The organism is Pseudomonas sp. 203-8, assembly GCF_020708595.1.
Lineage (GTDB): Bacteria > Pseudomonadota > Gammaproteobacteria > Pseudomonadales > Pseudomonadaceae > Pseudomonas > Pseudomonas aeruginosa.
In genome coordinates this window covers 267,410-292,696 of record NZ_JAJFDF010000006.1, presented here as the reverse complement: position 1 = coordinate 292,696, position 25,287 = coordinate 267,410, and the positions used below count along the sequence as shown (strand labels likewise).

Below are 25,287 nucleotides of genomic sequence, written 5' to 3'. Positions count from 1 at the left end.
CAATCTCCTGTAACGGTCACTAGCGGACTCGACTCCTCGTGGCGCCAAGACGCGCATTGCGGGTCTTTATCGCCTGCGTCGCAGCCGTGACGTCGGTCTGGCCGGTTTCAACGGCCTTGATGGGTGTTCTGGCGTTGATTCCGCACTGCTTGTGATAGTTGTCGAGCTGAGCGGACAGACATTCCTTCGAGCATTTCGACTGCGGAAAGACCTTGCCCATGGCAGCCATGGATTGACGTTTCGCCGTTCCGTAGGTGGTCTTCTTCGCGGAGATGGAGCTGCCATTGGACAATTGCAGGGTTCCACTGCGCGACTTCGCGGCAGCGGCGCTCTGGAACGTGTGCATGAGGCCGTGGGTACCCACGTTCTGATTGACGCCCTCCGCGCAGACGCAAGGAGCCTTGTTCTCCGAATAGTTGGATATCCCCTTGAGGGGTACCGAGCCTTTTCCACCACGTCCCTTGTCGTGCAAGGCGCTGGCCTCGATCAGGTGGTGAGCGGTCTGCTGCGGGCAGCAACTGTTCGGCTTGTACGGTTGCAGGGCACACCGGCGCGCGGTCAGGCATTTTCGGGCAGCGACCTTGTCTGCCAGTCGGTCAGCTTCGTTGCTGGTCTTCTTGCCGGAAGGCTTGCCCGCGCCAAGGCCAGCGCAGGCATCCTTGCTGCCATGCGGCTTGAAGTCAGCGCAATCCTTCTTCTCCTTCTTCACTTCATTGCTGCACGGTCCACCACCAGCATCGACGGTGGCCTGGTCGAGGTAGGGCCAGACCGGCGTATTGCCAGGAAAGGACGCGTGGTTGTGGGTGGTCAGGTCGAGGTGGCGAACCACGTTCTTGCTTTCGAACTTGACGTTCATCGACCAGGAGGTGAAGTACACCTTGCCCTTGATCTTGCTGGTGACGATGCCCTTCTTCGGCGCCCGCCCCGGCTCGTCGCCGTAGCTGGTCTTGTAGTAGCTCTTGTTCTTCAGCATCACCTCCTTGCGGGTGATGCGAATGGTCCGGGTGCCTTTGGTGGTGTCCTTGGACAGGCCGGTATTGGGGTAGGGGATCGGTACCCCCAACGGCGTCGGCGGCGCCTGCGGCGGGGTGAAGCAGACATCCGGGAAGGCCGCGATGGACTTGCCGCTCGCCGCCTTGCAGGAGATCTCCATGTTGTTGGCGTACACCTCGTTGGCCATCAGGCAGCCCTCACCCGTCGATAGCTGAGCAGCGCGGCGGCGCGTTCGCCGGCGTCGTTGCCCAGGTGGCAGAACACGTTCGGCCCGTCGCCGTAGCCCTTGCGCGAAGCGGCCAGGGCCACGGCGAGCAACGCCGGGCCGATGGCGGCGCCGCATTCGCCGATGCAGTCGGCGGGGTGCCAGAGGTCGAACTTCGGCTTGAGCACGCGCAGGTTGCGACTCAGGGTCAGCGAGGCCTCCTTGAAGTAGTACTGCTCGCCGGAAATGTCGGTGAGCCGGTAGTCCATCTGCTCCAGGCCGCAGCCAGCCTCGGCGAGGGCGGCGCGCACGGCCTGGCTCAGGCCGTCGGCGCGCAGCGGCAGGTCCTCGCTCTCCACCGTGGCCTTCTCGACGCCGAAGCCGAGGCCGATGCAGAGCAACTGCGGCGCCTCCTCGTGGAGCGGCGCGGCGACCAGCACGGCGGCGGCGCCCTCGCCGGGAATGAAGCCGTTGGAGTTCTGGCTGGTCAGCAGCCGCTCGCGGGCCTCGTAGGCGGCCAGGGTCGGGCCGCTGACGAAGGAGTCGACGCCGGCCACCAGGACCTGCCGGCAGCCGCCCTGGATCAGCTTGCGCGCGTTGAGCAGGGCCACCGCGCCACCGACCCGGCCACGGGCGATGAGTGCCGAGGAGGGATGGAAGCGTCGTCCCAGCTCGCCTTCCAGGTCACGCAGGAAAGACTCGTCGAGCCCCGCGCAGCGTCCGGGACGGTCGCCCTCGGCGACGCAGAGCAGCAGCGGCAGCTCCGTGCAATCGAGATCGGGCTGGCCGCGCAAGGCCTCGTCGATGGCTCGCGCAGCCATCTTCAGCAGCTTGGCGCGGCCGCGCCAGGGCTGCTCCAGCGGCACGCTGGCGGCAAGCAACCATTCGCCGCCCTGGTCGATGAAACGGGTTTCCTGGAAGTTGTCCAGGGCGCAGCGGATCGCCGCGCAGCTGGCCGGCGCGCTGAGGCCGACCGCGCTGACCATGCCGGAGGCGACGATGCTCAGGGCCTGGCTCATGCCTCGTCCTCCTCGGCCTGGCGGCTGCGTGCCAACGCGGCAAGCGAGGGGTAGTAGTCCTTGCCCAGCTCGCGGGCGCGCCACCAGGCGGCGGACTTGCTGCCGACCAGCACCTGGGCGATCTCGAACAGGTTGCGCTTCAACGGTCGGCGAATGCGCCAGGTGACTTCCACGCGACGGGCGTCGCAGTCCACCAGCAGGGTATCGATCCGTGCCTGCGCGGTTTCGTGGCCACCCTTTTTCAGGAAGAAGGTCACCGGGACCTCCCTGCGCGGCACGCGGAAGGCCGCGCGCTCCTCGCCGGTGAGGTTGAGCAGCAGGACCTCCTCGCCGCCGCGCAGATGGTCGGTCCACTGGTCGGCCGGCGCGGACTGGAAGTAACGCTCGTCGAAGTCGGCGGGCAGGAACGGGAAGCGCTCGGCCAGCCAGGCGTCGTCGTAGCGGCCGGCAAAGCCGACCCGGGCCTGCCAGTGGCGACCGAGCGGGCCGAGCGCCATCGGCGTGAAGCGGCCGTGGGGGCTGTCCACCGGCTCGCCGAGCTTTTCCGTGGCCGGCATCGGCGTGCCGACGATCTCGGCGGTGTCGGCGCTGCGCGGAAACCAGCCACATCCGGCCGGATTGGCCATGTAGCAATCCATGAAACCGGGGTTGTCCGGCGAGGCATGGCTGCCGCCGAAGGCACTGGCGTAGGAAATGTCCTGGCTCTGGAACGGCTGCGCGACGCCCGCGCCAGCACCGAGCAATCCCGGTTCCCACTGGCGCGGCCCATGCACCGTCAGCGCCTTGCTCACCCGGCCGACGCGGATGCCCGCGGTCAACTGCTGTACCGGCCGCCCGCCGGGCGCCTGGGCGCTGCCCAGCACCAGCACATCGCAGAACGGCTTGAAGGGAACGAACTCGCACTCCCGGCGCGGCGCGGAAAACCCCGGCTCGCCATAGAATTCATCGACCATCAGCAGCGTCTGCTGCTCGTCCAGCAGGCGCGCCTCGCGACCGTCCAGCGGCAGGTCGAAACTGCCCTTGGCGATCACCACCAGCGACTCCCGGCCTTCGGCGTCGAGCCCCTGGTTGTAGGCGGCGGCCAGCGGGGTGGCGTTCAACAGTTCCATGTCGGGCCCGCCGCGCTCAGTTGATCTGCACCGAACCGCCCTTGATCCGGTTGACCCCGGTGGAGCGGCTGGAAAGATAGGCGCCACGGATGATCACCTTGCCGGCGCGGGTCAGGGTGATGCTGGCCTTGCCACAACGCAGGACGATCTCGCGTTCGGCACTGAACTCCAGGCGCTCGCCGTCCAGTTGCGCCAGCGCTTCCTGCGGCAGGCGCTGGATGCGGCCGATCAGCAGCGGCTGGCGCGGATCGCCGGCGACGAACATCAGCGCTACCTGGGCGCCGATGTCGGCGCGACTGAGCTGGGTGGTGGTGGCCGCCGCCAGGCCGTGCTCGCTCGGGCAACCGGGATAGGCGACCACCGGAGCGGCGGCGTCCGGCACGTCGAGGAGGACGCCGATGACCACGCCGTCCAGGCGCGCGGGAAGGGCCGTCGTGGCCCCGGGTAGATGGATCTCGACACTCATGCGCTGACTCCCTGGCTCTGCGCCGCTTCAGTTCTGGAGGATCTTGCGTCCCTTCACCACCACGTTCTTGTCGGCCTTGACGTTGATCGCCCCGGATCCGTCGATGGTGATGTTCTTGCCGCTGATGACGATGCTGCCGTCCTTCTTCATGCGGATGCTGGCGGCACCGGTGACCAGGGTGATCGAGTCGCCGGCGTTGAGCGTGAAGCTCTTGCCCACGTCCAGGCTATCGTCCTTGCCCACCGAGGTATCGCGGCCCTGGCCGACGCTGCGCGACTCGTTCTTGCCGATGCTGGTGCTCTGGTTGCCGCCTATGTCGATGGTCTCGTTGGCGCCCACCGACTCGCTGCGGTCGGCGCCGATGCTGATCGTCTCGTTGTTGCCCACCGACTCGCTACGGTTCGCGCCGATGCTGATGGTCTCGTCGTTGCCGACGTCCTCGGTGCGATTGGCACCGATGCTGATCTTCTCGTTGCTGCCGACCTTCTCGGTGCGGTCGACGCCGATGCTGATGGTCTCGTTGCTGCCGACGTCCTCGGTGCGGTTCGCGCCGATACTGATCTTCTCGTTGTTGCCGACCTTCTCGGTGCGGTCGACGCCGATGGTTATGGTCTCGTTGTTGTCCACGGTCTCGGTGCGATCGTGCTTCACGTGCACGGTCTCGTCGTGGTCGATGGTCTTGGTCCGGTCGTGGCCGACCCAGTGGGTCTCGTCGTTCTCGACCTCGATGTCCTGGTTCCTCTCGGCATGGATGAACAACTGCTCGGCGCCCTTCTTGTCCTCCATGCGGATCTCGTTGAAGTTGGCCGGCGTGCCGCCCTTGCTCGAACGGCTCTTGGTGCCGCTCTGGGTAGCGTTCGCCGGCAGCTCGTAGGGCACCGTCTGCTCGGCGTTGTAGACCCGCCCGGTGATGATCGGCCGGTCCGGGTCGCCTTCGAGGAAGCTGACGATCACTTCCTGGCCGATCCGCGGGATCTGCATCGAGCCCCAGTTCTTCCCCGCCCAGGCCTGGGAGACGCGCATCCAGCAGGAGCTGTTCTCGTTGGACTGGTCGTGGCGGTCCCAGTGGAAATGCACCTTGACCCGGCCGTACTGGTCGGTCCAGATCTCCTCGCCCTTGGGCCCGACCACCACCGCAGTCTGCGGGCCACGGACGATCGGCAGCGGAGTGGTCGGCAAGGGGCGGTAGGCCTGGCCGGCATCGATGCAGTCCAGCTCGCTTTCGAACTGCGCGCCGACCCCGCCGCCGCCGGTCTCGTAGAGTTCCTGGACCACCCGGTACTCGGCGCCGACCACCAGGTACTCGCGGTTCTGGTCCTCGCGCGGGTAGCCGCTGAGCTTGAACAGGTGGCCCGAACCCAGGCCGCGGGCGCGGCCGCGCAGGCGCACCCGTTCGTAGCGCGCCTGCAAGGCTTCGATACGGGTCCGCGCGTACTGCTCGCCGTCCTGGCTCTGCACGTATTCGCCGGGGTAGTCGTACAGCGGGTAGTCGGCCGCCGCGTGCGAGCGGGCGATGTTCGAACGCACCTCCAGGCGCGCGCCGGGACGCTGGAAGTCGTAGTCGTTGAGGCTCAGTGAGCCGGACTGCACCTCGCGCGCCATGTGCCAGTCGTAGAAATGGTCGCGCTCGCGCTGTTCCAGGGTCGGCGGGTAGTAGGGCACGCTGGCGTAGTTCGGTGGGCTCTGGTGCGCGCCGTAGGCGTCGGAGAGCACCAGGATGTGGCGGCTCTGCTCGTGGCGGAACCAGTAGTAGATGCCTTCCTGCTCCATCAGCCGGCTGACGAAGTCGAAACTGGTCTCGCGGTACTGCACGCAGTATTCCCACTCGCGGTAGGAGCGGCTCAGGGCGTCCTCGAAGTCGGAGAAGCCGAGGTCGCGGAACACCTGCTTGATGATGTCCGGGACCTTCTGGTTCTGGAAGATGCGGCAGTCGGAGGTGCGCGTCAGCAGCCACAGCCAGGGCCGCAGGGTGACCTGGTAGCTGGCGAACTGGCCGTTGCCGGATCCCTGGCTGCAAGCGGCGACGATGCCGTGGAAATGCCGCCGGCTGCCGTCGTGCAGTTCCAGCGCCAGGCTGGCCGGCTTGCCCAGCAGCCCGTCGAGTGGCAGGTCGGGGTTTTCCGAGATCAGTTCCAGCTCGTAGGCGAACGGCCGGCCGAGCTCTTCGCGACCCTCCATTCGCTGCAATTGCAGGACCTCCGCGCCGAGCGGACTGTCGACCCGGACCAGGCGGGTCTGTTGCGCAAGTGCCATGAAATCATCCTTGATCCACGTCCATCACTGGCGCCGTTGGAGCGGCGCCACCCAAGCAGCATAGGCGCGGATGCGGTGGAAAGGGGAGATGCGTGACACAGATTCCGACGAGCGCCCCGACCGACGGCGAACAGGCAGAAGGCCATCACGAAAGGCCGCTTCGGGCCAGGAAAGCCTTGATTCGCGAGCAACATTCCGTAAAGCTTTTGTCCAGCAATGACTCACTCAGAATCCTAGGGAAGGGGTTAACACAGTGACGCTCTATCGCCTCCACGAAGCCGATCTCGAGATTCCCGATGCCTGGCAGGACCAGAGCATCAACATCTTCAAGCTCCCCGCCAGCGGCCCCGCCCGCGAAGCCAGTTTCGTCATCAGCCGCGACGCCAGCCAGGGCGACGCGCCGTTCGCCGACTATGTCGCCCGCCAACTGGAGAATGCCGAGAAGCAATTGCCCGGCTTCAAGCTGCACAAGCGCTGGGACATCAACATTCACGGCCACGCCGCCGTGCTCCTCGACTACCAGTGGCAGCGCGAGGGCCGCGACCTGATGCTGCGCCAGGTATTCATCGAGCGCCGCCCGGCGGTGCTGATCACCACCCTGACCACCACCCCGGCTGACCTGCCGCACCACGAGCCGGCCTGGAAGCAGGCGATGCAGACCCTGGTCCCGCGCCCGACCCCTAGCTGACCCGAGTACCGACGCATGGATGCGCAAGCCGCCGCCCGACTGGGCGATGAGATAGCCCACGGTTTCGGTGTCGCCGCGATGGTCGCCGGAGCCGTGGCCGGAGCCCTGATCGGCGCCGCCGTGGTCGCCGCCACCGCCGCCACCGGCGGCCTGGCCGCGGTGATCCTGGCCGGTTCGATCGCCGCCGGCGGGCTGTCGATGTTCCAGATCGTCAAGGGCCTGACCACCATCTTCGAGCTACCCAAGCCGACCACCGGGGTGCTCATACGCGGCAGCTTCAACGTCTACGTGAACAGTCGCAACGCGATGCGCGCCGGCGACGACGTCTCCGCCACCTGCAGCGGCCTGCCGCTGAACCATCCGCTGTGGCCGTTCCCGGTGCTGATCGCCGAAGGCAGCGCCACCGTGTACATCAACGGCAAGCCGGCGGCGCGCCTGCAGAGCAAGATGGTCTGCGGCGCGCACATCAAGACCGGCAGCCAGGACACCTTCATCGGCGGCCCCACCGAGCGGGTGGCCTTCGTCCTCGACCTGGAGGAATGGCTGCACACCGGCCTCGAGGCGCTGGGCCTGGCGGCCCTTGCCGGCGGCCTGCTGCTGGCGGCGATGGCCGGGGTCGCGGCGCTGGCCGGCTTCGTCGCCATCGGCGGGCTGATGATGGGCGGCATGGCCCTGCTCGGCGACCTCGGCGACCGCCTCGGTCCCGGCTACCGCGACCTGTTCCAGGGCGTGGCCGGCATGGCGCTGCTGGGCTTCGGACCGAAGATGGCACGGCTCGGCAACGCACCCAAGGGCGCGCCGAAGACCCAGGTGCCGAAAGGCTTCGAGAAGGTCTATGGCAAGGCGCCGGCAGCCAAGGCCGAGATCGACGCGGTGGCCGACGGACTGGCGGCGAAGCACGGCGGCAGGGTCGCCAAGGCACCGATCAAGTCGCGCGAACGCGCCATGCAGAAGATCAACAACGACTACAAGGGCGATCCGACCAAGATCAAGGATCTGGCCCGCAACACCATCATCGTCGAAGGCGACAAGGTGAACACCGTTGCCGCCGAGCTGGCCAACCGCGGCGCCAAGGTCAAGGTGATCGACGGCAACGCCGACCCGCTCGGCTACAGCGGGGTGAACTCGACGATGAACACCAAGGCCGGGATACCCGGCGAGATCCAGGTCAACTCGCCGGAGATGATCTACGCCAAGGAGTCGGAGGACATGGCTCGCATCCTCCTCGGCAACGACACCTACGACGCGGTGGCGGCCAAGGCCGGCGTACCCGGAGGGCAGGGCCACAAGTACTATGAGGACTGGCGGGTACTGGATCCGAAGTCCCCGGAGGCCCAGGCCATCGCCGAGAAGAGCCGGGCGTACTACGACGCAGTGAGGAAAGGCAATGGCAATTGAAAAGGGCGAAGCGTTCGCCAGGCGCGATATCTACATCGACTACGACTTCGAAGACGTCACCTACCGCTGGGACCATCGGCAGGGCACGATCCACGTGCGCTTCTACGGCGAAGCCGAATCCCCCGAGCCGGTTGAGCACGACAACCGCCTGTTCAACGATGCGCTGCGTTTCGGCCGGGAAATCACCCGCGAGGAGTACGAGACGGGCTTTCCCAAGGGCTGAAGCGGCGCAGCCATGTCCCCCGTGAACTATGTCGAACGCGCCCTGGCGCTGGTCGCCGAGCGGCTGGCCCGGCATCCGCAATGCGGGATGCTGCTCTCCGTGGAAAAGCAGTTGCTGTACCTGAAAGCCGTGCTGCTCGACCGCAGCCTGGACCGTTCCGCGTTGCACCGGCTGAGCTTCGGCGGCATCGCCGGGAAAGAGTTCGAGGAGACCGACCCGGAACTCGCCAGGGCCCTCAAGGACGCATTCTACGTCGGCATACGCACTGGCCGCGGCCTGAAGGTCGACCTACCCTGAGCGCAACACCATCGGTCTTGAGCGACCGCCGCTTCTGCCTGGCGAGGACATGCGCGAATCGTCAAGGCTCCCGCGGCGTCCTGCCCAAGGGCGGGCAGCCAGGATGCCGCCGCCTCAGCCCTTCGCCGGCGGCGGAAACATCGCCTGTACCTGGCCGTCGATGGTGCCCTGCACGCCCTTGCCCTTGGCGTCGACCTCGCTGGCGCCGCCGGAATTGAGGTCGAGGCGGCCGCCGGTGTCGATGTTGCCGTTGCCGCTGGCGTAGAGGTTGAAGGCGCTGCCGGAGATATTGATGGTGCCGTCGGCGTTGAACTCCACCACGCTCTTGCCGCAGACCAGGCGGATCTGCGCGCCGGCCTCGATCAGGTAGGTGCCGGTGACGCTGTCGCTCTTCGCCCCGCCCACCAACAGGGTGTCGTTGAGCTTCACCGCGCGGGTGCGGTTGTTGCCGATGCGCGCCAGCTCGTCGTGGCCGATGCTCTTGTTGCGGTCGTGGCCGACCGACAGCGAGGCATCGTTCTCGACCAGGTTGTCCTGGTTGCGCTCGGCGTGGATGTATAACTGCTCGGCGCCCTTCTTGTCCTCCATGCGGATCTCGTTGAAGTTGGCCGGCGTGCCGCCCTTGCTCGAACGGCTCTTCATCCCGCTCTGGGTGGCGTTCGCCGGCAGCTCGTAGGGCACCGTCTGCTCGGCGTTGTAGACCCGCCCGGTGATGATCGGCCGGTCCGGGTCGCCTTCGAGGAAGCTGACGATCACTTCCTGGCCGATCCGCGGGATCTGCATCGAACCCCAGCTCTTCCCGGCCCAGGCCTGGGACACGCGAATCCAGCAGGAGCTGTTCTCGTTCGACTGGTCGTGGCGATCCCAGTGGAAGTGCACCTTGACCCGGCCGTACTGGTCGGTCCAGATCTCCTCGCCCTTGGGTCCGACCACCACCGCGGTCTGCGGACCCCGCACCACCGGTACCGGAGTCTGCGGCAGGAGACGGAACGACTGGCTGGCGTCGATGCAGTCCAGCTCGCTCTCGAACTGCGAGCCGGCGCCGCCGCTGCCGGTTTCGTAGAGTTCCTGGACCACCCGGTATTCGGCGCCGACCACCAGGTACTCGCGGTTCTGGTCATCGCGCGGATAGCCGCTCAGGCGGAACAGGTGCCCGGCGCCGATCCCGCGCACCACGCCGCGCAGGCGCACGCGCTCGTGCTGCGCCTGGATCGCCTCGATGCGGTTGCGCGCGTACTGCTCGCCGTCCTGGCTCTGCACGTATTCGCCGGGATAGTCGTACAGCGGGTAGTCGGCCGCCGCGTGCGGCCGGGCGATGTTCGAACGCACCTCCAGGCGCGCGCCGGGGCGCTGGAAGTCGTAGTCGTTGAGGGTCAGCGAACCGGGCTGGACCTCGCGTGCCATCTGCCAGTCGAAGAAGTGGTCGCGCTCGCGATGGCCGAGGGTCGGCGGGTAGTACGGCACGCTGGCGTAGCCACCCGGGCTGCGATGCGCGCCGTAGGCGTCGGAGAGCACCAGGATGTGGCGCTTCTGCTCATGGCGGAACCAGTAGTAGATGCCTTCCTGTTCCATCAGCCGGCTGATGAAGTCGAAGCTGGTCTCGCGGTACTGCACGCAGTATTCCCACTCGCGGTAGGGGCGCGTGAGGGCATCCTCGAAATCGGAAAAGCCGAGGTCGCGGAACACCTGCTTGATGATCTCCGGCACGCTCTGGTTCTGGAAGATGCGGCAGTCCGAGGTGCGCGTCAGCAGCCACGGCCAGGGCCGCAGGGTGGCCTGGTAGCCGGCGAACTGGCCGTGCCCGGCCACCTGGCTACAGCGCGCGACGATGCCGTGAAAGAAGCGCCGGCTGCCGCCGGGCAGCTCCAGCGACAGGCTCATCGGCTTGCCGAGCAACTGCTCCAGCGGCAGGTTGGGATTTTCCGATACCAGGTGCAGCTCGTAGGCGAACAGCCGTCCCAGTTCCTCGCGTCCCTCCATGCGCTGCAACAGCAGCACGTCCGGCCCCAGCGGGCAATCCACCTGGACCAGGCGGGTCAGTTGCATCAATCCCATCGACGGTTCCTTCTACTGCTCTGCGTGTCGCCGGTTGTCACTCGGCCTCGGCGAAGTCGTAGTGGAACTGGTTGTCGCGGCTACTGATACGTACCCCGGCCAACGGCTTGCCTTCGAGCATGCGGGTGAGGAACTCGCGGCTCATGTCCGGCAACAGCGTGTTGGTGAGGATCGCGTCGATCATCCGGCCGCCGCTCTCGGTCTCGGTGCAGCGCGAGACGATCAGGTCGACGACGCCCTCGTCGAACTCGAACGGCACCTTGTGGGTCGCCTCCACGCGCTTCTTGATCCGCCCCAGTTGCAGGCGCGAAATGGCCTTGAGCATGTCGTCGCTGAGCGGGTAGTAGGGGATGGTCACCAGGCGGCCGAGCAGCGCCGGCGGGAAGATCTTCAGCAGCGGTTCGCGCAGCGACTTGGCGATGGCTTCCGGCTCGGGCATCAGTTCCGGATCGGCGCAGAGGCTGGCGATCATCTCGGTGCCGGCGTTGGTGGTGAGCAGGATCAGGGTGTTCTTGAAGTCGATCACCCGGCCTTCGCCGTCCTCCATCACGCCCTTGTCGAAGACCTGGAAGAAGATCTCGTGGACATCCGGGTGGGCCTTCTCCACTTCATCCAGCAGCACCACGCTGTAGGGCTTGCGACGCACCGCCTCGGTCAGCACGCCACCCTCGCCGTAGCCGATGTAGCCGGGCGGGGCGCCCTTGAGGGTGGAGACGGTGTGGGCTTCCTGGAACTCGCTCATGTTGATGGTGATGACATTCTGCTCGCCGCCGTACATGGCCTCGGCCAAGGCCAGCGCGGTCTCGGTCTTGCCCACCCCGGAGGTGCCGGCGAGCATGAACACGCCGATCGGCTTGCTCGGGTTGTCGAGGCCGGCGCGGGAAGTCTGGATGCGCTTGGCGATCATCTCCAGCGCGTGGTCCTGGCCGATGATGCGCTTCTTCAGGTGCCGGTCGAGGTTGAGCACGGTCTCGATCTCGTTGCGCGCCATGCGGCCGACCGGGATGCCGGTCCAGTCGGCGACCACCGAGGCCACCGCCTGGTAGTCCACGGTCGGCAGGATCAGCGGCTCTTCGCCCTGCAACGCGCTCAGTTGCGCCTGCAGCTCCGCCAGCCGCGCATGCAGCGCCTGGCGCTGTTCCTCGTCGAGACGCGCCTCGCCTTCGCCCAGCGGCACGCCGCCGGCGTCCACCGCTTCGGCGGCGGCACGCAGACGGGCGCGGGTCTCCAGCAGTTCGTCGACCAGGCGTTTTTCCTCGGCCCAGCGCTGCTCCAGGGCGGCCAGGCGCTCGCGCTCCTCGGCCAGCAGGGTCTCGGCGTTGCGCTGGCGTTCGGCGGTGGCGACGCCGATGGCGCTCTCGCGGCGGATGATCGCCAGCTCGGTTTCCAGCGCCTCGATGCGTCGGCGGCTATCGTCGACCTCGGCCGGCACCGCGTGCAGGCTGATGGCGGTGCGCGCGCAGGCGGTATCCAGCAGGCTCACCGACTTGTCCGGCAGCTGGCGCGCCGGGATGTAGCGGTGCGACAGCCGGACCGCCGCCTCCAGCGCCTCGTCGAGGATCTGCACCTGGTGGTGCTTCTCCATGGTCGACGCGACGCCGCGCATCATCAGGATGGCCTTGTGCTCGGACGGCTCGTCCACCTGCACCACCTGGAAACGCCGGGTCAGCGCCGGGTCCTTCTCGATGTGCTTCTTGTACTCGGCCCAGGTGGTCGCCGCCACGGTGCGCAGGGTGCCGCGCGCCAGGGCCGGCTTGAGCAGGTTGGCGGCGTCGCCGGTGCCGGCCGCGCCACCGGCGCCGACCAGGGTGTGGGCTTCGTCGATGAACAGGATGATCGGCTTCTCGGAACTCTGCACGTCTTCGATCACCTGGCGCAGGCGCTGCTCGAACTCGCCCTTCATGCTCGCCCCGGCCTGCAGCAGGCCGACGTCGAGGGCGCGCAGTTCGACGTCCTTCAGCGCCGGCGGGACGTCGCCGGCGACGATGCGCAGGGCGAAGCCTTCCACCACCGCGGTCTTGCCGACGCCGGCCTCGCCGGTGAGGATCGGGTTGTTCTGCCGGCGGCGCATGAGGATGTCCACCAACTGGCGGATCTCCTCGTCACGCCCGACGATGGGGTCGAGCTTGCCGCTACGGGCCTGCTCGGTGAGGTCCACGGTAAAGCGCTTGAGCGCCTCCTGCTTGCCCATCGCGCTCGGCGCCAGGGCGCCGCTGGCCTCGCCCGGGGCGGCGCCGGCGTTGAAGCCGTCGCTGGCCGACAGGCCGTTCTCCGGCGAGGCGCCGACGTACTCGTCGAAGCGCTCGGTGAGCGCCTCGACCTTGAGCTTGGCGAATTCCGCCGACAGCCCGGTGAGGGCATGGCGCAGGCTCGGCGTCTTGAGGATGCCGATCACCAGGTAGCCGGTGCGCACCTGGCTCTCGCCGAACATCAGGCTGCCGTAGACCCAGCCGCGCTCCACCGCTTCCTCGACATGGGAGGACAGGTCGGTGATCGAGGTCGAGCCGCGCGGCAGGCGGTCGAGGGCCTCGGTCAGGTCCTTGGCCAGGCGCGCCGGGTCGATCCCGGACTGGCGGACGATCTGGTGCAGGTCCGAGTCCGGCAACTGGAGGATCTGGTGGAACCAGTGCACCAGCTCGACATAGGGATTGCCGCGCAGCTTGCAGAATACCGTGGCGGCCTCGATGGCCTTGTAGGCCAGGCTGTTCAGCTTGCCGAACAGCGCAACGCGACTGATCTCACTCATGTTCCTTCTCCTTGTGCTCGTGCGGCCGCGCAGTGGCGTACTGGCGGGCCAGCAGTAGATCCCTGGCGTCCTGGCCGGGATCGCCCAGCCAGGTGTTGAAACCGAGCCGCCCGCCGCCCTGCAGGCCCAGCGGGGGTACTTCGTGGCGTTGCAGGACCAGGTTGACGTCCCAGTCCAGCTCCTCGCCCAGGTATTCGGCGACCCAGGCGGCCAGCTCGACGAAGTGGTCGCCGTCGGGCAGGAAGCGCTGGTATTGATCGAGGTCCAGCGGCCCCAGGCGCAGGCGGAACTTGTGCTGGCGGTCCCAGACGTGGGTGCCCAGGCAGACGTCCATGCCCAGGCTCGTCGAGTCGACGCCGAGGCGGCTGCGCTCGGGCAGCTCCAGCCATTGGCCGACGTATTCCTCGACCGCCACCGGGACCTCGAAATACTCCGCGAGGATCACCCGCAGGCCGTCCGGGTAGCGGGTCTGCGCGGCGAGGTGGCCGGTGTAGTAGTAGCGTGCGGTATCCGCCAGCGGCTCGCGCCCCCGCAGGCTCGGCATGCCGCGCCCGGAGAGCGCGGCGAGGCGCGCCGACCAGTAGTCGTCGTCGATCCGGTCGTGGCTGATCTCCGGCCGCGCCTCCGCCCAGGCCCGGTAGAACAGGGTCAGCAGGCGGTGGTGGAAGACGTCCATGAAGCGCTTGAAGGTCGCGTCGTTGACGTTGCGCTGGCGTTCCCGGGCGTATTCGGTGAGGTGCAGCGGCAGCGGCCCGTTGGGGCCGGTGAGGCCGAAGAAGAACTGGTCCAGGCGCGGCACCGCAGCGGTGCCGGCCTGGCTCACCGAGGCCAGGGTCGAGGGCGCGAAGGTGCAGTCGGGCTTCTGCCCGAGACGCAGCGGGTCGTCCGCCAGCCGCACCGAATGACCGAGGCGCGGCAGTTGCGGCGACTCGCACTCGATGCGCCGCAGCGCCTGGAAGAAGTCATAGTCCCAGGGCGCCGCCGCCATCCCGGCGAGCAGGTTCAGAGGTTCGGACGGCTGCCCGGCTTCGCCTGCCATCTCATCACCTCGCCCCGTTCGCCGGTGCGCAGCACCGTCTCGGTAAAGCTGTTGATCGACACGTAGCGTGCCAGGAAGCGCTCGAACACAGCGCCGAGAAGGAACACCCCGGTGCCGCGGAACGCGTTCTCGTCGAAGTCCAGGGTGATCTCCAGGCCACGGCCGAAGACGATCGGCCCGGGCATCGGCAGGCGCCGCGTGCAAGGCTTGCTGCTGACCTCGCGCAGGCCCTCGATCTGCAATTGCAGCGCCGGATCGCCGCTGTCGCCGTAGAGCCGCAGCAGCTCGCGCAGGGCGGCGGCGCCCTGGCCGCGCTCGGCCAGCGACAGGTAGTTCAGCGACAGCTGGCTGATCAGCCGCCAGGCGCTGGCATCGTGGGCACGGCTGGCGCGCGGCCGGCTCGGTCCGGCGAGGCAGCGCACCTGCATGACCGGCGCGCTGTCCTCCAGGGTGAAGTCGCTCTTGTGCGCGCCGATCGGCATGAACAGCGGCAGGTCGCGGTTGGTGCACAGCGCGGCGATGCCGAGCTGGCGCAGGTCGTGGCGATAGGGCGCCTGGTTGGCGTCGACCAGGGCGACGAAGGTCTCGCTGCCGACGTAGGTCGAGCGCGGGCCCTTGCGCCGCTGCTTGCTGGACAGCACGCGCGGTTCGCGGCGCACGCTGAAGTAGGCCTGCTCGCGGCCGTAGCGCGCCGGGTCGCGCACCGCGTAGAACGGTTGGAAGGGTTGCTCCGGACCGCTGCCGTGGCCGCTCACCTGTTGCAGCGAATGCACCTCGAAATCCAGCGGACGGGTGCGGTCGACGATCACGTGATGCTCGTTGACCCGGTCGGACAGGTGGATGCGGTCGCAGCGGCGCGGGAACAGGTTGATCGCCGGGGTGCAGAACGGCACCAGTTGCTCCGCGTCCACCGTGCCCTCCAGGCGCTGGTCGTGCTTGCCGAACAGCACGACCAGTTCCAGCTCCTCGCCGTGGCATCGACGCAGGGCGCGGTTCAGGCCGGAGAACTCGACGAACAGGAAGCGCGCCGGCAGGGCGAAGTATTCCTGCAGCAGGCGGTAGCCCTGGAACGCCCGCGGCACCACCGGCAGCAGCGCGTCCTCGTCGTCGAAGCCGCGCGCACGCAGGCTGCTCGTCGGCAGGCGTTCGACCCAGGCATTGTCCGGGGCGCGGACGAACACCGCGCAGGCGTTGCCGAGCAATTGTTCGTAGAGGCGGTAGGGTTGTTCGTCGGCGCCGTGCAGGTAGAGCGGCAGGGCGTCCAACGACAGGCTGTCGAACGGGATGCCGGCGCCGCTGCGCAGGCGGATGCGCAGGCCGGCCTTGGCCCGCGGCTCGCTGGCGGCGAGGCGGCCGAGCACCGCGGCGGGATTGCCGAAGTAGTCGGCCTGGGCCACTTCCAGCGGCCACAGGGTCACCGGGTGGGCGGTGCGGTATTCGCAGGCGGTCTGGTCATCGGGGCCGAGCTGGCCGCGCAGGGAGGCCCCGCGCTCGACGCTGAAGCCGCTGCTCAGGGCGCCTTCGTTGGGGTCCGGGCGCAACTGCACCACGGTCATCGACGGGGTCGGCGCCAGGTAGTGCGGGTAGGCGATTTCCAACAGGTTGTGGGTGAAGGTCGGGTACTCCGCGTCGAGCTTCAGCTGGACCCGCGCGGTGAGATAGGCGAAGCCTTCCAGCAGGCGCTCGACGTAGGGGTCGGCGCACTCGAAGCCGGACAGCGACAGGCGCCCGGCGATCTTCGGGAATTCCTCGGCGAACTCCGCGGCGCTTTCGCGGATGTGTTGCAATTCCTGGTTGTAGTACTCGAGCAGGCGCGGGTTCATGTACGCCTCCGCTCGCCCTGGGCGACGCGCACGTGGCCGGTCTCCAGGTCCAGGTTGGTGGTCAGCAGCAGGCGCAGCGGCGCCGGTTCGGCCCAGAGGTCGCCCTCGATCTCGAAGCTCAGGGCGTTGTGGTCCATCTCGCCGGGCAGCAGTTGCGCGCGCACCCGCAACGAAGAACGGATGATGCGCGGCTCGAAGGTGGCGATGGTCTCGGTGAGCAGCGCCTCGATGGCATGCACGTCGACGCTCGACGCGGTGTGCCCGGCCAGCGCCGGCAGCCCGTAGTTGAGCACCGAGTTGCCGGCCGGCATCCGTGCGGCGGGGCCGTGGTCGAACAGCGAAGTGGTGTTGAACAGCCACGCCAGGTCGCGCAGCACCGAGGCCTTCAGCTGGTTCAGGGTCAGCACCCGGCGCTCCGCGGCTTCCTTGAGGTTGCCCGGCTCATCGTCGGTGAGGCGGTCGAGCAGCGACGGCTGCAGGCGCTCCTGGAGGGTCAGTTCGGCCATGTCAGGCGTCCGTCGGCTCGAAGTCCAGTTCACGCAGGTCGAACAGCGCGGTCTCGCCGGCATCGGTGACGAACAGCCGCTGGCCGACCGGCAGGCCGCTGTCCAGCCATTCGGTCTTGCGCCCCAGGCGCGCGGCGTCGTCGCCGTGCTCGACGGTTTCCGCGTAGCGCGCCGGCAGCAGCGCGACGGTGGCGCCACCGTTGGCCAGGGTCAGTTCGGCCGGCAGCCAGACCAGATCGCGCAGGTCGCTCGGCGCCTCGACCTTGAGGCTGCGCAGGTTGCTCATCGGCAACCAGGCATAGCGACCGTTGACGATTACCTCGAGCACCGGGCCGAGGCGCGTGTCGGCATCCGCCAGCCAGGCGAACGGCGCTTCGCCGATCCGCCCGGGCACCGCCGGCGCGGCGTCGAAGGCCTGCTCGCGCAGGGCCTGGGCGGCCTCGCCATGGCCTTCGGCGTCCAGGCTCAGGGCCTGCAACAGCGGCGCGATCCATTCCGCCGGCTGGCCGAGGATCACCGGCGTCAGGCGCCCGGCGAACACCTCGCGGCGCAGCGCCTCGCAGTCGATGGCGGTGGAGTAGGTCTGTACCATCGGCAGCGCCGAGGCATCCAGTTCGCCGACCACCTTGAGCTGGTTCTGCGCCCGCGCCCACTGGCCCATCACGGCCAGCAGCTGGAACAGGAAGATCCGCAGGGTAGCGTTCGACGGCTGGCTGCGCACCTGTTCCTGCAAGGCTTTCAAGGCATCGTCCAGGCGCCCGGCGCGCAACAGTTCTTCGGCGATCATCGCGATACTTCCCTGTAGCCGGGAGCCCAGGCGCCCGGATGCGAATGAAGGGTCGGCCATGGCGCCCGGCGGACGCGACGGACGACCCGGTGGAATTCAGTACCTCCGGCAGGAGGTCGGGCGGACGAGGTCCGCGGCGCGCCGCGCGCGCCTTCGGCACCCGGTATGGCGGGCGCTCGCACCGGCCACGGCATGGCCTGGCCACGCCATGACCGGCAGCCGGCTCATCAGGCCTGCACGTTCTGGCGGATGTTCCAGCCGTACTTGACCGGACCGCCGTCCTTCGCGCCATCCGCCTTCTGCGGCTGGTAGTCGACCTGGACCTGGGCGAAGTTCAGGGTCACGTTCTCGGTCAGGCGATCCTCGCCACCGCTGCCGCCGGTGCTCACCGAGGACACCAGGACTTCCTTCAGGGTGATGATCAGGTACTCGACCTGGTTCTCGCCGCCGGCCTTGCGGATGGTCAGCTTCGCCTGCGGATAGTGCTTGCCGCTGGAGCAGGCCATCATCAGGTTGGGCGTGGACTTGTCGATGTACTTGGTGAACGACAGGTCCTGCACGTTGACCTTGCCGGCGCCGCCGCCACCGCCCATGTGCATCGACCCGGACTGGGACATGCCCCAGCTCCATGCCAGCACGTCGATTTCCTCGGCGTGAGTCTTGTCCTTGGACTCACCCTTGACGTCGCCGATCTTGATGAACATATCAACAGCCATCTTTCCTCCCGTGTGGCTCGCGCCACTACGCTATGCAAGCGCCCGCCACCATGGCAGGCGCTGTCGTTGAATGCCTCAGGCCTCTTTGGCCGAAGGCAGCTTGGATACCAGGCGTAGCGATACCGTCAGTCCCTCGAGCTGGTAGTGCGGGCGAAGGAAGAACTTCGAGTTGTAGTAACCCGGATTGCCTTCGACTTCCTCCACCACCACTTCGGCCGCCGCCAGCGGGTGCTGGGCCTTGGTGGTCTCGGTGGAGTGGGCCGGGTCGCCGTCGACGTAGTTGAGGATCCAGTCCTGCAGCCAGCGCTGCATCTCGTCCTTCTCCTTGAAGGAACCGATCTTGTCGCGAACGATGCACTTCAGGTAATGGGCGAAGCGGCAGGTGGCGAACAGGTAGGGCAGGCGCGCCGCCAGGTTGGCGTTGGCGGTGGCGTCCGGATCGTCGTACTCGGCGGGTTTCTGCAGCGACTGCGCGCCGATGAAGGCGGCGAAGTCGGTGTTCTTCTTGTGCAGCAGCGGCATGAAGCCGTTCTTCGCCAGCTCCGCCTCGCGGCGGTCGGAAATGGCGATCTCGGTCGGGCACTTCATGTCCACGCCGCCGTCGTCGGTGGGGAAGGTGTGCGCCGGCAGGCCCTGCACCTCGCCGCCGGACTCGACGCCGCGGATCCGCGAGCACCAGCCGTAGAGCTTGAAGGAGCGGTTGATGTTGACCGCCATCGCGTAGGCCGAGTTGGCCCAGGCGTACTTGCTGCTGTCGGCGCCGTCGGTTTCTTCCTCGAAGGCGAACTCTTCCACCGGATCGGTCTTCGCCCCGTAGGGCAGGCGCGCCAGGAAGCGCGGCATGGTCAGGCCGATGTAGCGGGAGTCCTCGGACTCGCGCAGCGAACGCCAGCCGGCGTATTCCGGGGTGGTGAAGATCTTGGTCAGGTCGCGCGGGTTGGACAGTTCCTGCCAGGAACCCATGCCCATCACCGTCGGCGAGGCGGCGGAAATGAACGGCGCGTGCATGGCGGCGGAGATCTTCGCCATCTCGCCGAGCAGCTCGACGTCCGGCGGCGACTGGTCGAAGTAGTAGTCGCCGACCAGGCAGCCATAGGGCTCGCCGCCGAACTGGCCGTATTCCTCTTCGTAGAGCTTCTTGAAGATCGGGCTCTGGTCCCAGGTGGTGCCCTTGAATTTCTTCAGGGTCTTGTGCAGCTCCGGCTTGGAGATGTTCAGCACGCGGATCTTCAGTTGCTCGTCGGTCTCGGTGTTGTTGACCAGGTAGTGCAGGCCGCGCCAGGCGCTTTCCAGTTGCTGGAAGTCGGCGTGGTGCATGATCAGGTTGACCTGCGCGGTGAGCTTGGCGTCGATCGCCGCGATGATCGACTCGATCGACTTGATCGCGTCGTTGGAGATCAGGCTGGTCTGCTCCAGGGCATGCTCGGCGAGGGTCCGCACGGCGGTCTCCACCGCTTCGCGGGCGCGCTCGGTCTTGGGCTTGAACTCCTGCAGCAGCAGGCTGGCGAACTCACTGGTCTGCTCGGTGGTGGTCTGGCCCTGGGCCAGGTTCTCGGTGCTCAATTCGGCCATGCTGGAATCCTCTTACGCCTGCGGCTCGTCGTCTTTGGGCTTCGGCGCGCTGGCCAGGGCCTGAAGCAGGGCCGGGTCCTTGATCGCCTTCATGATCATTTCCTCGGCGCCGGTCTTGCCGTCCATGTAGGTCAGCAGGTTGGCCAGCTGGGTACGCGCCTCGAGCAGCTTGTTCAGCGAATCGACCTTGCGCGCCACCGCGGCGGGGCTGAAGTCGTCCATGCTCTCGAAGGTGATGTCCAGGCTCAGGTTGCCTTCGCCGGTCAGCACGTTCGGTACGTTGAAGGCCACCCGCGGCTTCATCGCCTTCAGCCGGGCATCGAAGTTGTCCACGTCGATCTCCAGGAACTTGCGGTCGGCGACCGCCGCCTGGGGTTCGGCGGGCTTGCCGGCGAGGTCGGCCATGACGCCCATGACGAAGGGCAGCTGGACCTTCTTCTCGGCACCGTACAACTCCACGTCGTACTCGATCTGCACGCGTGGCGCCCGGTTCCTGGCGATGAACTTCTGACTGCTGGTAGTGCTTCCCATCTTGTTTCTCCCTCGCGCGACGGCGGTTGTTAGCGCCGTCGGAATCGCCCCGGCGGCTTGCAGCGTTGGCCCGGACGGCCGCTAGGCGTTACTCGCTTTCCGGGCCTCGCAGGGTTTCGAACTGGGAAATCCCATCGGGGATGAGATTCCTCACGATTTCGGCGAAGTCGGCCGTCACCAGTGTCTTGGCGCGCTTGAGCAGCACCGGCACCGGGCTCGACGGCTCGTGGCGAACGTAATACTCGAGCAGGCGGTCGAGCTGGCGCAGGACGTCTTCGCGGTTGGCGATCTCGCCGCTGGCTCGCGGTGCCGGCGCGGCGACGGCTGCGACAGGCGCGGCGCCCCCCTGCTCGTCGGCGGCCGCTTCGGCGCCCGGCGCCAAGGGCTCGCCGGCGCCCTGCGGGCCGTACAGGTCGAACACCTGGAGGGCCTGGCGCAGCAGTTGACGAAGGGGACCGAGGTCGAGTCCCTGGGCCGAGCCGACCCGTTCGGCGACGCCGCTCTCGATGGCCAGGGCATGTTCCTGGGCGCCTTCCAGGGCGCGCCGGGTGGCGGCCAGCGCATCGGCGTCGGCATCGGCGAAGGCGCCGGCGATCTGCTCGGGACTCAGGGTCTCGCTGGCGAAGCGTTGCAGCCCGGCGGCGTTCAGCGCGGCGCGCAGGTTGACCGGGCCGAACGCCCGCGAGCGCACCAGCGGGATCGCCCAGACCAGTTGCAGCAGCGGTTCGGCGACCAGGCCGGTGAGGGCGTTGATACGGAAGGTGGGGTCGTTGTCGTCATCGGCGTCGAGCAGCGGATAGACGCCGTCCCAGTACTGGCCGAGCAGCTCGCGGACCAGCAGCAGGCCGTCGGCGAGCCCGTCCAGGCCGTCGAGGGCGACGTTGCTCTGCAGCAGCAGGTTGGCTACCCGCAGGTCCTTGCTACGGCCGAACAGTTCGCTGGCCAGCGCGCGTACGCGCGGCCACTCCGGCGGTTCGGCGGGCAGCACGGCATCGCCCATCTGGCGCTCGGGTTGGCCCTGGGCGATGCGTTCGAGTTCGAGGAACGCGGCGTCGTACTCCAGATCGTCGCCACAGGGCGAGTCCGGGGATACGGCAGCCAGCAAAACGGGTACATCCAGCACGGTGACGATCTCCCTATCATCGAAGCCGCTGCGCGGCCCTCACCTTCGCTTGTAAGATCCACTCCGTCGGATCTTGTAGGAGCCATTGATGAATATCGGATGACTCGAAAGGTTGGCAAAATTCTTGTGGCATGCCGCAAGGCTTGTCAAGGAAGGCACAACGCCACTAGTTGCATGACACCGCAGATCGGACAAATCTTTAAAAGACGTAGGATTAGTCTTTTATAATCCGGTATCACCCGATGTGTCTTCCCGAGGCGACGAAACGCCGGAAAGCCGTCGGGCCAGCCTGGATGCGAACCGAAATCCCTCGGGCACGGGGGTGAGCGCCTGGAAGAGCCGGGCGCTGGCAATGCAAGGAGTAGCAATGCCGCTGCGATTGACCATCACCAGCTACCACAAGCTGACCCCCGGTCAGTGTTCGGAAAAGGTACTGGACCAGGGACAGCTGACCATCGGTCGGGGCCCGGACAACGACTGGGTCCTGCCGGACCCGGAGCGCCTGGTCTCCAGCCGCCACTGCACCATCCTCAACCGCGACGGGGTGTACTACCTCACCGACACCAGCACCAACGGCGTGCTGCTGGTCAATGCCGGGCACCGCCTGCGCCGCGGCAACAGCGAGCCGCTGCAGGACGGCGAGACCGTCCGCCTCGGCGAATACGACATCCTCGTCCAGCTCGGCCATGACATCGCCCTGCCCGGCAGCGGCAATCCGCAGACCGATCCGTTCACCAGCTTCGACGCCCTGATGAGCCGGCAGGCCGCCGGATCGGCGCCTGCCTTCGCCGAACCGGCGCCCACCCCGCACCCCGCGGTGACGGCGCATTTCCAGGGCGGCTCGCCGCTGGACACCAAGCCCGACCTGTTCGACTTCCTCACCCCGCCGCCGCCCGGCGCGGCGCCGCGTCCGGACCATGTACCGGCCGAACAGCACGACTTCCGCCCGCCGGAACCGGTGATCCCGCCGCCCCCCGCGACCACCCCGGCGCCACCGCCCGCTGGCGGCGCACCGCTGATTCCGGCCGACTGGGACCCGTTCGCCGAACTGCTCGGCAACACGCCCGCGCCAAGCGCCACGCCCGTCGCCCAGCCGCTGCCGACGGCCGAACCGACGCCGCTGGCGATGCCCTTCGCCGACCCAGGGATCACCCAACAGCCACAGCCACAGCCACAGCCACAGCCACAGCCACAGCCACAGCCACAGCCACAGCCACAGCCACAGCCACAGCCAGCGAGCGTGGCGGCGCCGACGCCGCCGGCAAGCGCCGCCGCGTCGGCCGGCGGCGACCTGCTGCAAGCGTTCCTGCGCGGCGCCGGCATGACCCAGTTGAAGGTCGACCCGGCCGGCGCCGAAGCGCAGATGGAAGCCATCGGCCGCAGCTATCGCGGCCTGGTGGAAGGACTGGTGGACGTGCTGCGCGCGCGGGCCAGCCTGAAGGGCGAGTTCCGCATGGCGCAAACCATGATCCAGCCGGTGCAGAACAACCCGCTGAAGTTCGCGCCGAACGTCGACGAGGCCATGCTGCTCCTGCTGCGCCGCGACAACCAGGCGTTCATGGCGCCGGATCGCGCGGTGGCCGACAGCTTCGAAGACCTCAAGGCGCACCAGCTGGCGGTGATGGCCGGCGTGCAGGCCGCCATCCGCCACCTGCTGGCGCGCTTCGAACCGGCCGCGCTGGAAGCCCGCTTCGGCAAGCCGGCCGGGCTTTCCGGCCTGCTGCCGGGGGCCCGCCAGGCACAGAACTGGGACAGTTTCACCGAGCTGTACGCGAAGATCCTGCGCGAGGCGGAGGACGACTTCCAGGAGCTTTTCGGCCGCGAATTCAGCCGCGCCTACGAGGAACACAGCGCTCGACTACGGCGTTCCTGACGCCAACGAACACCAGGAGAAACAACGTCAATGAGGACGACACCATGCAGAAACTGATCGTCGCGCTGTTCGGGCTGCTGCTCGCCGCCTGTTCGTCCAGCCCGCCGGAAACCCCGCCGACCCGGGTGGTGATCTGGCTCCACGCCGCACCGAACCTCAACCCGTCCGCCGCCGGCCAGGCGGCGCCGCTGCGCCTGCGGCTGTACGAGCTGAAGAAAGACACCGCGTTCGGCCGCGCCGACTACTTCGCCCTCACCGACAACGCCCAGTCGACCCTCGGTGGCGACCTGGTGGAGCAGGACGAGTTCCTCCTGCGTCCGGGCGAGGAACGGCGCATCGAACGCACGCTCGACGAGCAGACCCGCCAGCTCGGTTTCGTCGCCGCCTACCGCGACCTCGACCGCGCCACCTGGCGCCAGGTCCTCGCCGTGCCGGGGCAACGCACCAGCCATCTCGACATCACGCTCGGCGCGCAGGCCATCGGCATCGTCGCGCGTCCCGCGCCCTGAACCTTCGGAGTCCCTATGTCCTGGAATAACCGCGTGGTGTGGTCCGAAGGCATGTTCCTGCGGCCACAACATTTCCAGCAGCACGACCGCTACCTGGAAACCCTGGTGGATGGCCGCTGCCGCTCGCTCCTGGCGGGCGGCTGGGGCTTTTCCGAGCTGAAGCTGGACGATGCCCTGCTGACCCAGGGCAAGCTGGCCATCGTCAACGCCCGCGGCGTGCTGCCGGATGGTACGCCGTTCAACATCCCCGCCGACGATCCGGCGCCGGCGCCGCTGAATGTCGAGGAAAGCCTGCGCGATGGCATCGTCTACCTCGGCCTGCCGCTGAAGCGGGTCGGCACCCGCGACACGGTAGAGGAGGGCGAGGCCCTCGGCGGCGCCCGCTACGTCAGCCAGGTGCAGGAAGTGCGCGACGACAATGCCGCCTTCGAGAGCCGCGCCCCGGTGGCCCTGGGCAGCCAGGCGTTCCGCCTGCTGACCGAGCGCGACGGCCTCGGCGAATACGCCGCGGTGGGCGTCGCGCGGGTCCGCGAGAAGCGCGCGGACCAGGCCCTGAGCCTGGACGAGGACTACCTGCCGCCGGTGCTCGACATTGCCGCCGCGCCGCCCCTGGCGTCCTTCGCCAAGGAGCTGCTGGGCCTGCTCCACCAGCGCGGCGAAGCCCTCGCCGGGCGGGTGGTGGCATCCAGCGCCGGGGGCGCCTCGGAAATCGCCGACTTCCTGCTGCTGCAACTGGTCAACCGCGCCGAGGCCCTCACCGGTCACCTGTCCCGCGTGCGCCCGCTGCACCCGCAGGAGCTGTACCGCGAACTGGTGGCCCTGGCCGGCGAGTTCTGCACCTTCACCGCCAGCCAGCGGCGTCCCGAGGAGTACCCGGTGTACAACCACGACGACCTGGCCGCCAGCTTCGCCCCGGTGATGCTCGCCCTGCGCCAGGCGCTGGCGACGGTGATCGACGCCAAGGCGATCGCCATCCCGATCGTCGAGAAGGCCTACGGCGTGCACGTCGCGATGCTCAGCGACCGCAGCCTGATCGACAACGCCAGCTTCGTCCTGGTGGTGCGCGCCGACGTCCCCGGCGAGAGCCTGCGCGGGCACTTCCCGCAGCAGGCCAAGGTAGGCTCGGTGGAGCACATCCGCGACCTGGTCAACCTGCAACTGCCGGGTATCGGCCTGCTGCCGATGCCGGTGGCGCCGCGGCAGATCCCCTACCACGCCGGCTCCACCTATTTCGAACTGGACCGCGGCAGCGCGCATTGGAAGCAGCTGACGCACTCCGGCGGCTTCGCCTTCCACATCGCCGGCCAGTTCCCCGGGCTGAACCTGGCCTTCTGGGCCATTCGAGGATAAGCAACG

22 protein-coding genes are annotated in these 25,287 nt (G+C 67.9%); 7 read left to right on the top strand and 15 right to left on the bottom strand.

The genetic code is table 11. The annotated features are described in order from the left end of the window. Positions 1–19: 19 nt before the first annotated feature. From tse7 to vgrG1b, 5 genes are read right to left on the bottom strand one after another with little or no spacing between them, the layout of a single operon-like run. Positions 20–1,180, bottom strand: coding sequence for a type VI secretion system effector Dnase Tse7 (tse7, locus tag LJF27_RS16120; RefSeq protein WP_003083698.1), 1,161 nt, complete (start codon positions 1,178–1,180; stop codon positions 20–22). Beyond that, positions 1,180–2,217, bottom strand: coding sequence for a 3-oxoacyl-ACP synthase (locus LJF27_RS16115; RefSeq protein WP_003115088.1), 1,038 nt, complete (start codon positions 2,215–2,217; stop codon positions 1,180–1,182). Before LJF27_RS16115 ends, tse7 begins: the two co-directional genes overlap by 1 nt. Then, positions 2,214–3,326, bottom strand: a complete 1,113-nt coding sequence (locus LJF27_RS16110) for a DUF2169 family type VI secretion system accessory protein (protein ID WP_003101197.1) — start codon at positions 3,324–3,326, stop codon at positions 2,214–2,216. Before LJF27_RS16110 ends, LJF27_RS16115 begins: the two co-directional genes overlap by 4 nt. 16 nt (positions 3,327–3,342) lie before the next feature. Further along, positions 3,343–3,792 (bottom strand): DUF6484 domain-containing protein, encoded by a 450-nt coding sequence (locus tag LJF27_RS16105; protein ID WP_003101196.1) that lies wholly within the window; start codon positions 3,790–3,792, stop codon positions 3,343–3,345. 27 nt (positions 3,793–3,819) lie between these two features. Next, entirely contained in the window at positions 3,820–6,045 is a 2,226-nt protein-coding gene (gene vgrG1b / locus LJF27_RS16100; RefSeq protein WP_023117260.1) for a type VI secretion system spike protein VgrG1b, read from the bottom strand. A 253-nt stretch (positions 6,046–6,298) separates the two neighbouring features. Between vgrG1b and eagT6 the strand changes: the two genes are divergently transcribed. Genes eagT6 through LJF27_RS16080 form a run of 4 tightly spaced genes read left to right on the top strand, consistent with a single transcriptional unit; the run spans position 6,299 to position 8,651 of the window. After that, positions 6,299–6,733 carry a type VI secretion system effector EagT6 gene (gene eagT6 / locus LJF27_RS16095; RefSeq protein WP_003083692.1) on the top strand — a complete coding sequence of 145 codons (435 nt, stop codon included), beginning with the start codon at positions 6,299–6,301 and terminating at the stop codon, positions 6,731–6,733. 15 nt (positions 6,734–6,748) lie between these two features. Next, on the top strand, positions 6,749–8,131 hold the full coding sequence (tas1, locus tag LJF27_RS16090; protein ID WP_023117261.1) for a T6SS effector (p)ppApp synthetase Tas1: 1,383 nt from the start codon (positions 6,749–6,751) through the stop codon (positions 8,129–8,131). Further along, positions 8,121–8,354, top strand: coding sequence for a T6SS immunity factor Tis1 (tis1, locus tag LJF27_RS16085; protein WP_003083689.1), 234 nt, complete (start codon positions 8,121–8,123; stop codon positions 8,352–8,354). Before tas1 ends, tis1 begins: the two co-directional genes overlap by 11 nt. 12 nt (positions 8,355–8,366) lie before the next feature. After that, a complete protein-coding gene (locus LJF27_RS16080; RefSeq protein ID WP_003111794.1) occupies positions 8,367–8,651 on the top strand; it encodes an immunity protein Tsi6 family protein in 285 nt (94 codons plus the stop codon). A 114-nt stretch (positions 8,652–8,765) separates the two neighbouring features. Here LJF27_RS16080 and vgrG1a read toward each other — a convergent pair whose 3' ends face one another. The 10 genes from vgrG1a to tssA all read right to left on the bottom strand — a co-directional run bounded on the left by vgrG1a (position 8,766) and on the right by tssA (position 21,549). Further along, positions 8,766–10,697 (bottom strand): type VI secretion system spike protein VgrG1a, encoded by a 1,932-nt coding sequence (gene vgrG1a / locus LJF27_RS16075; protein ID WP_073673201.1) that lies wholly within the window; start codon positions 10,695–10,697, stop codon positions 8,766–8,768. 46 nt (positions 10,698–10,743) lie between these two features. Continuing rightward, entirely contained in the window at positions 10,744–13,452 is a 2,709-nt protein-coding gene (gene tssH / locus LJF27_RS16070; protein WP_010793589.1) for a type VI secretion system ATPase TssH, read from the bottom strand. After that, positions 13,445–14,491 carry a type VI secretion system baseplate subunit TssG gene (gene tssG, locus LJF27_RS16065; protein WP_003104969.1) on the bottom strand — a complete coding sequence of 349 codons (1,047 nt, stop codon included), beginning with the start codon at positions 14,489–14,491 and terminating at the stop codon, positions 13,445–13,447. The genes tssH and tssG overlap by 8 nt, the downstream gene beginning before the upstream one ends. Continuing rightward, positions 14,455–16,314, bottom strand: a complete 1,860-nt coding sequence (gene tssF, locus LJF27_RS16060; RefSeq protein ID WP_003083676.1) for a type VI secretion system baseplate subunit TssF — start codon at positions 16,312–16,314, stop codon at positions 14,455–14,457. The genes tssG and tssF overlap by 37 nt, the downstream gene beginning before the upstream one ends. Then, a complete protein-coding gene (gene tssE / locus LJF27_RS16055; protein ID WP_003104971.1) occupies positions 16,311–16,820 on the bottom strand; it encodes a type VI secretion system baseplate subunit TssE in 510 nt (169 codons plus the stop codon). The genes tssF and tssE overlap by 4 nt, the downstream gene beginning before the upstream one ends. 1 nt (position 16,821) lies before the next feature. Further along, entirely contained in the window at positions 16,822–17,667 is an 846-nt protein-coding gene (gene tagJ, locus LJF27_RS16050; protein ID WP_003119488.1) for a type VI secretion system accessory protein TagJ, read from the bottom strand. 167 nt (positions 17,668–17,834) lie between these two features. Then, a complete protein-coding gene (gene hcp / locus LJF27_RS16045) occupies positions 17,835–18,323 on the bottom strand; it encodes a type VI secretion system receptor/chaperone Hcp (protein WP_003083670.1) in 489 nt (162 codons plus the stop codon). 75 nt (positions 18,324–18,398) lie between these two features. After that, the gene (gene tssC / locus LJF27_RS16040; protein ID WP_003104973.1) at positions 18,399–19,895 is read right to left on the bottom strand and encodes a type VI secretion system contractile sheath large subunit; all 1,497 of its coding nucleotides are present in this window, start codon (positions 19,893–19,895) and stop codon (positions 18,399–18,401) included. 12 nt (positions 19,896–19,907) lie between these two features. Beyond that, positions 19,908–20,426, bottom strand: a complete 519-nt coding sequence (gene tssB / locus LJF27_RS16035) for a type VI secretion system contractile sheath small subunit (RefSeq protein WP_003083666.1) — start codon at positions 20,424–20,426, stop codon at positions 19,908–19,910. Positions 20,427–20,514: 88 nt separating this feature from the next. Further along, positions 20,515–21,549 carry a type VI secretion system protein TssA gene (gene tssA / locus LJF27_RS16030; RefSeq protein WP_003104975.1) on the bottom strand — a complete coding sequence of 345 codons (1,035 nt, stop codon included), beginning with the start codon at positions 21,547–21,549 and terminating at the stop codon, positions 20,515–20,517. A gap of 367 nt (positions 21,550–21,916) precedes the next feature. Between tssA and tagH the strand changes: the two genes are divergently transcribed. The 3 genes from tagH to tssK are packed head-to-tail and all read left to right on the top strand — an operon-like array spanning position 21,917 to position 25,281. Next, positions 21,917–23,422 carry a type VI secretion system-associated FHA domain protein TagH gene (gene tagH, locus LJF27_RS16025; protein ID WP_016263986.1) on the top strand — a complete coding sequence of 502 codons (1,506 nt, stop codon included), beginning with the start codon at positions 21,917–21,919 and terminating at the stop codon, positions 23,420–23,422. A gap of 44 nt (positions 23,423–23,466) precedes the next feature. Next, the gene (tssJ, locus tag LJF27_RS16020) at positions 23,467–23,931 is read left to right on the top strand and encodes a type VI secretion system lipoprotein TssJ (protein WP_004351964.1); all 465 of its coding nucleotides are present in this window, start codon (positions 23,467–23,469) and stop codon (positions 23,929–23,931) included. Between the two features lie 15 nt (positions 23,932–23,946). Then, positions 23,947–25,281: a type VI secretion system baseplate subunit TssK gene (gene tssK / locus LJF27_RS16015; protein WP_023117262.1), complete on the top strand. Its 1,335-nt coding sequence runs from the start codon at positions 23,947–23,949 to the stop codon at positions 25,279–25,281. Positions 25,282–25,287: the final 6 nt, after the last annotated feature.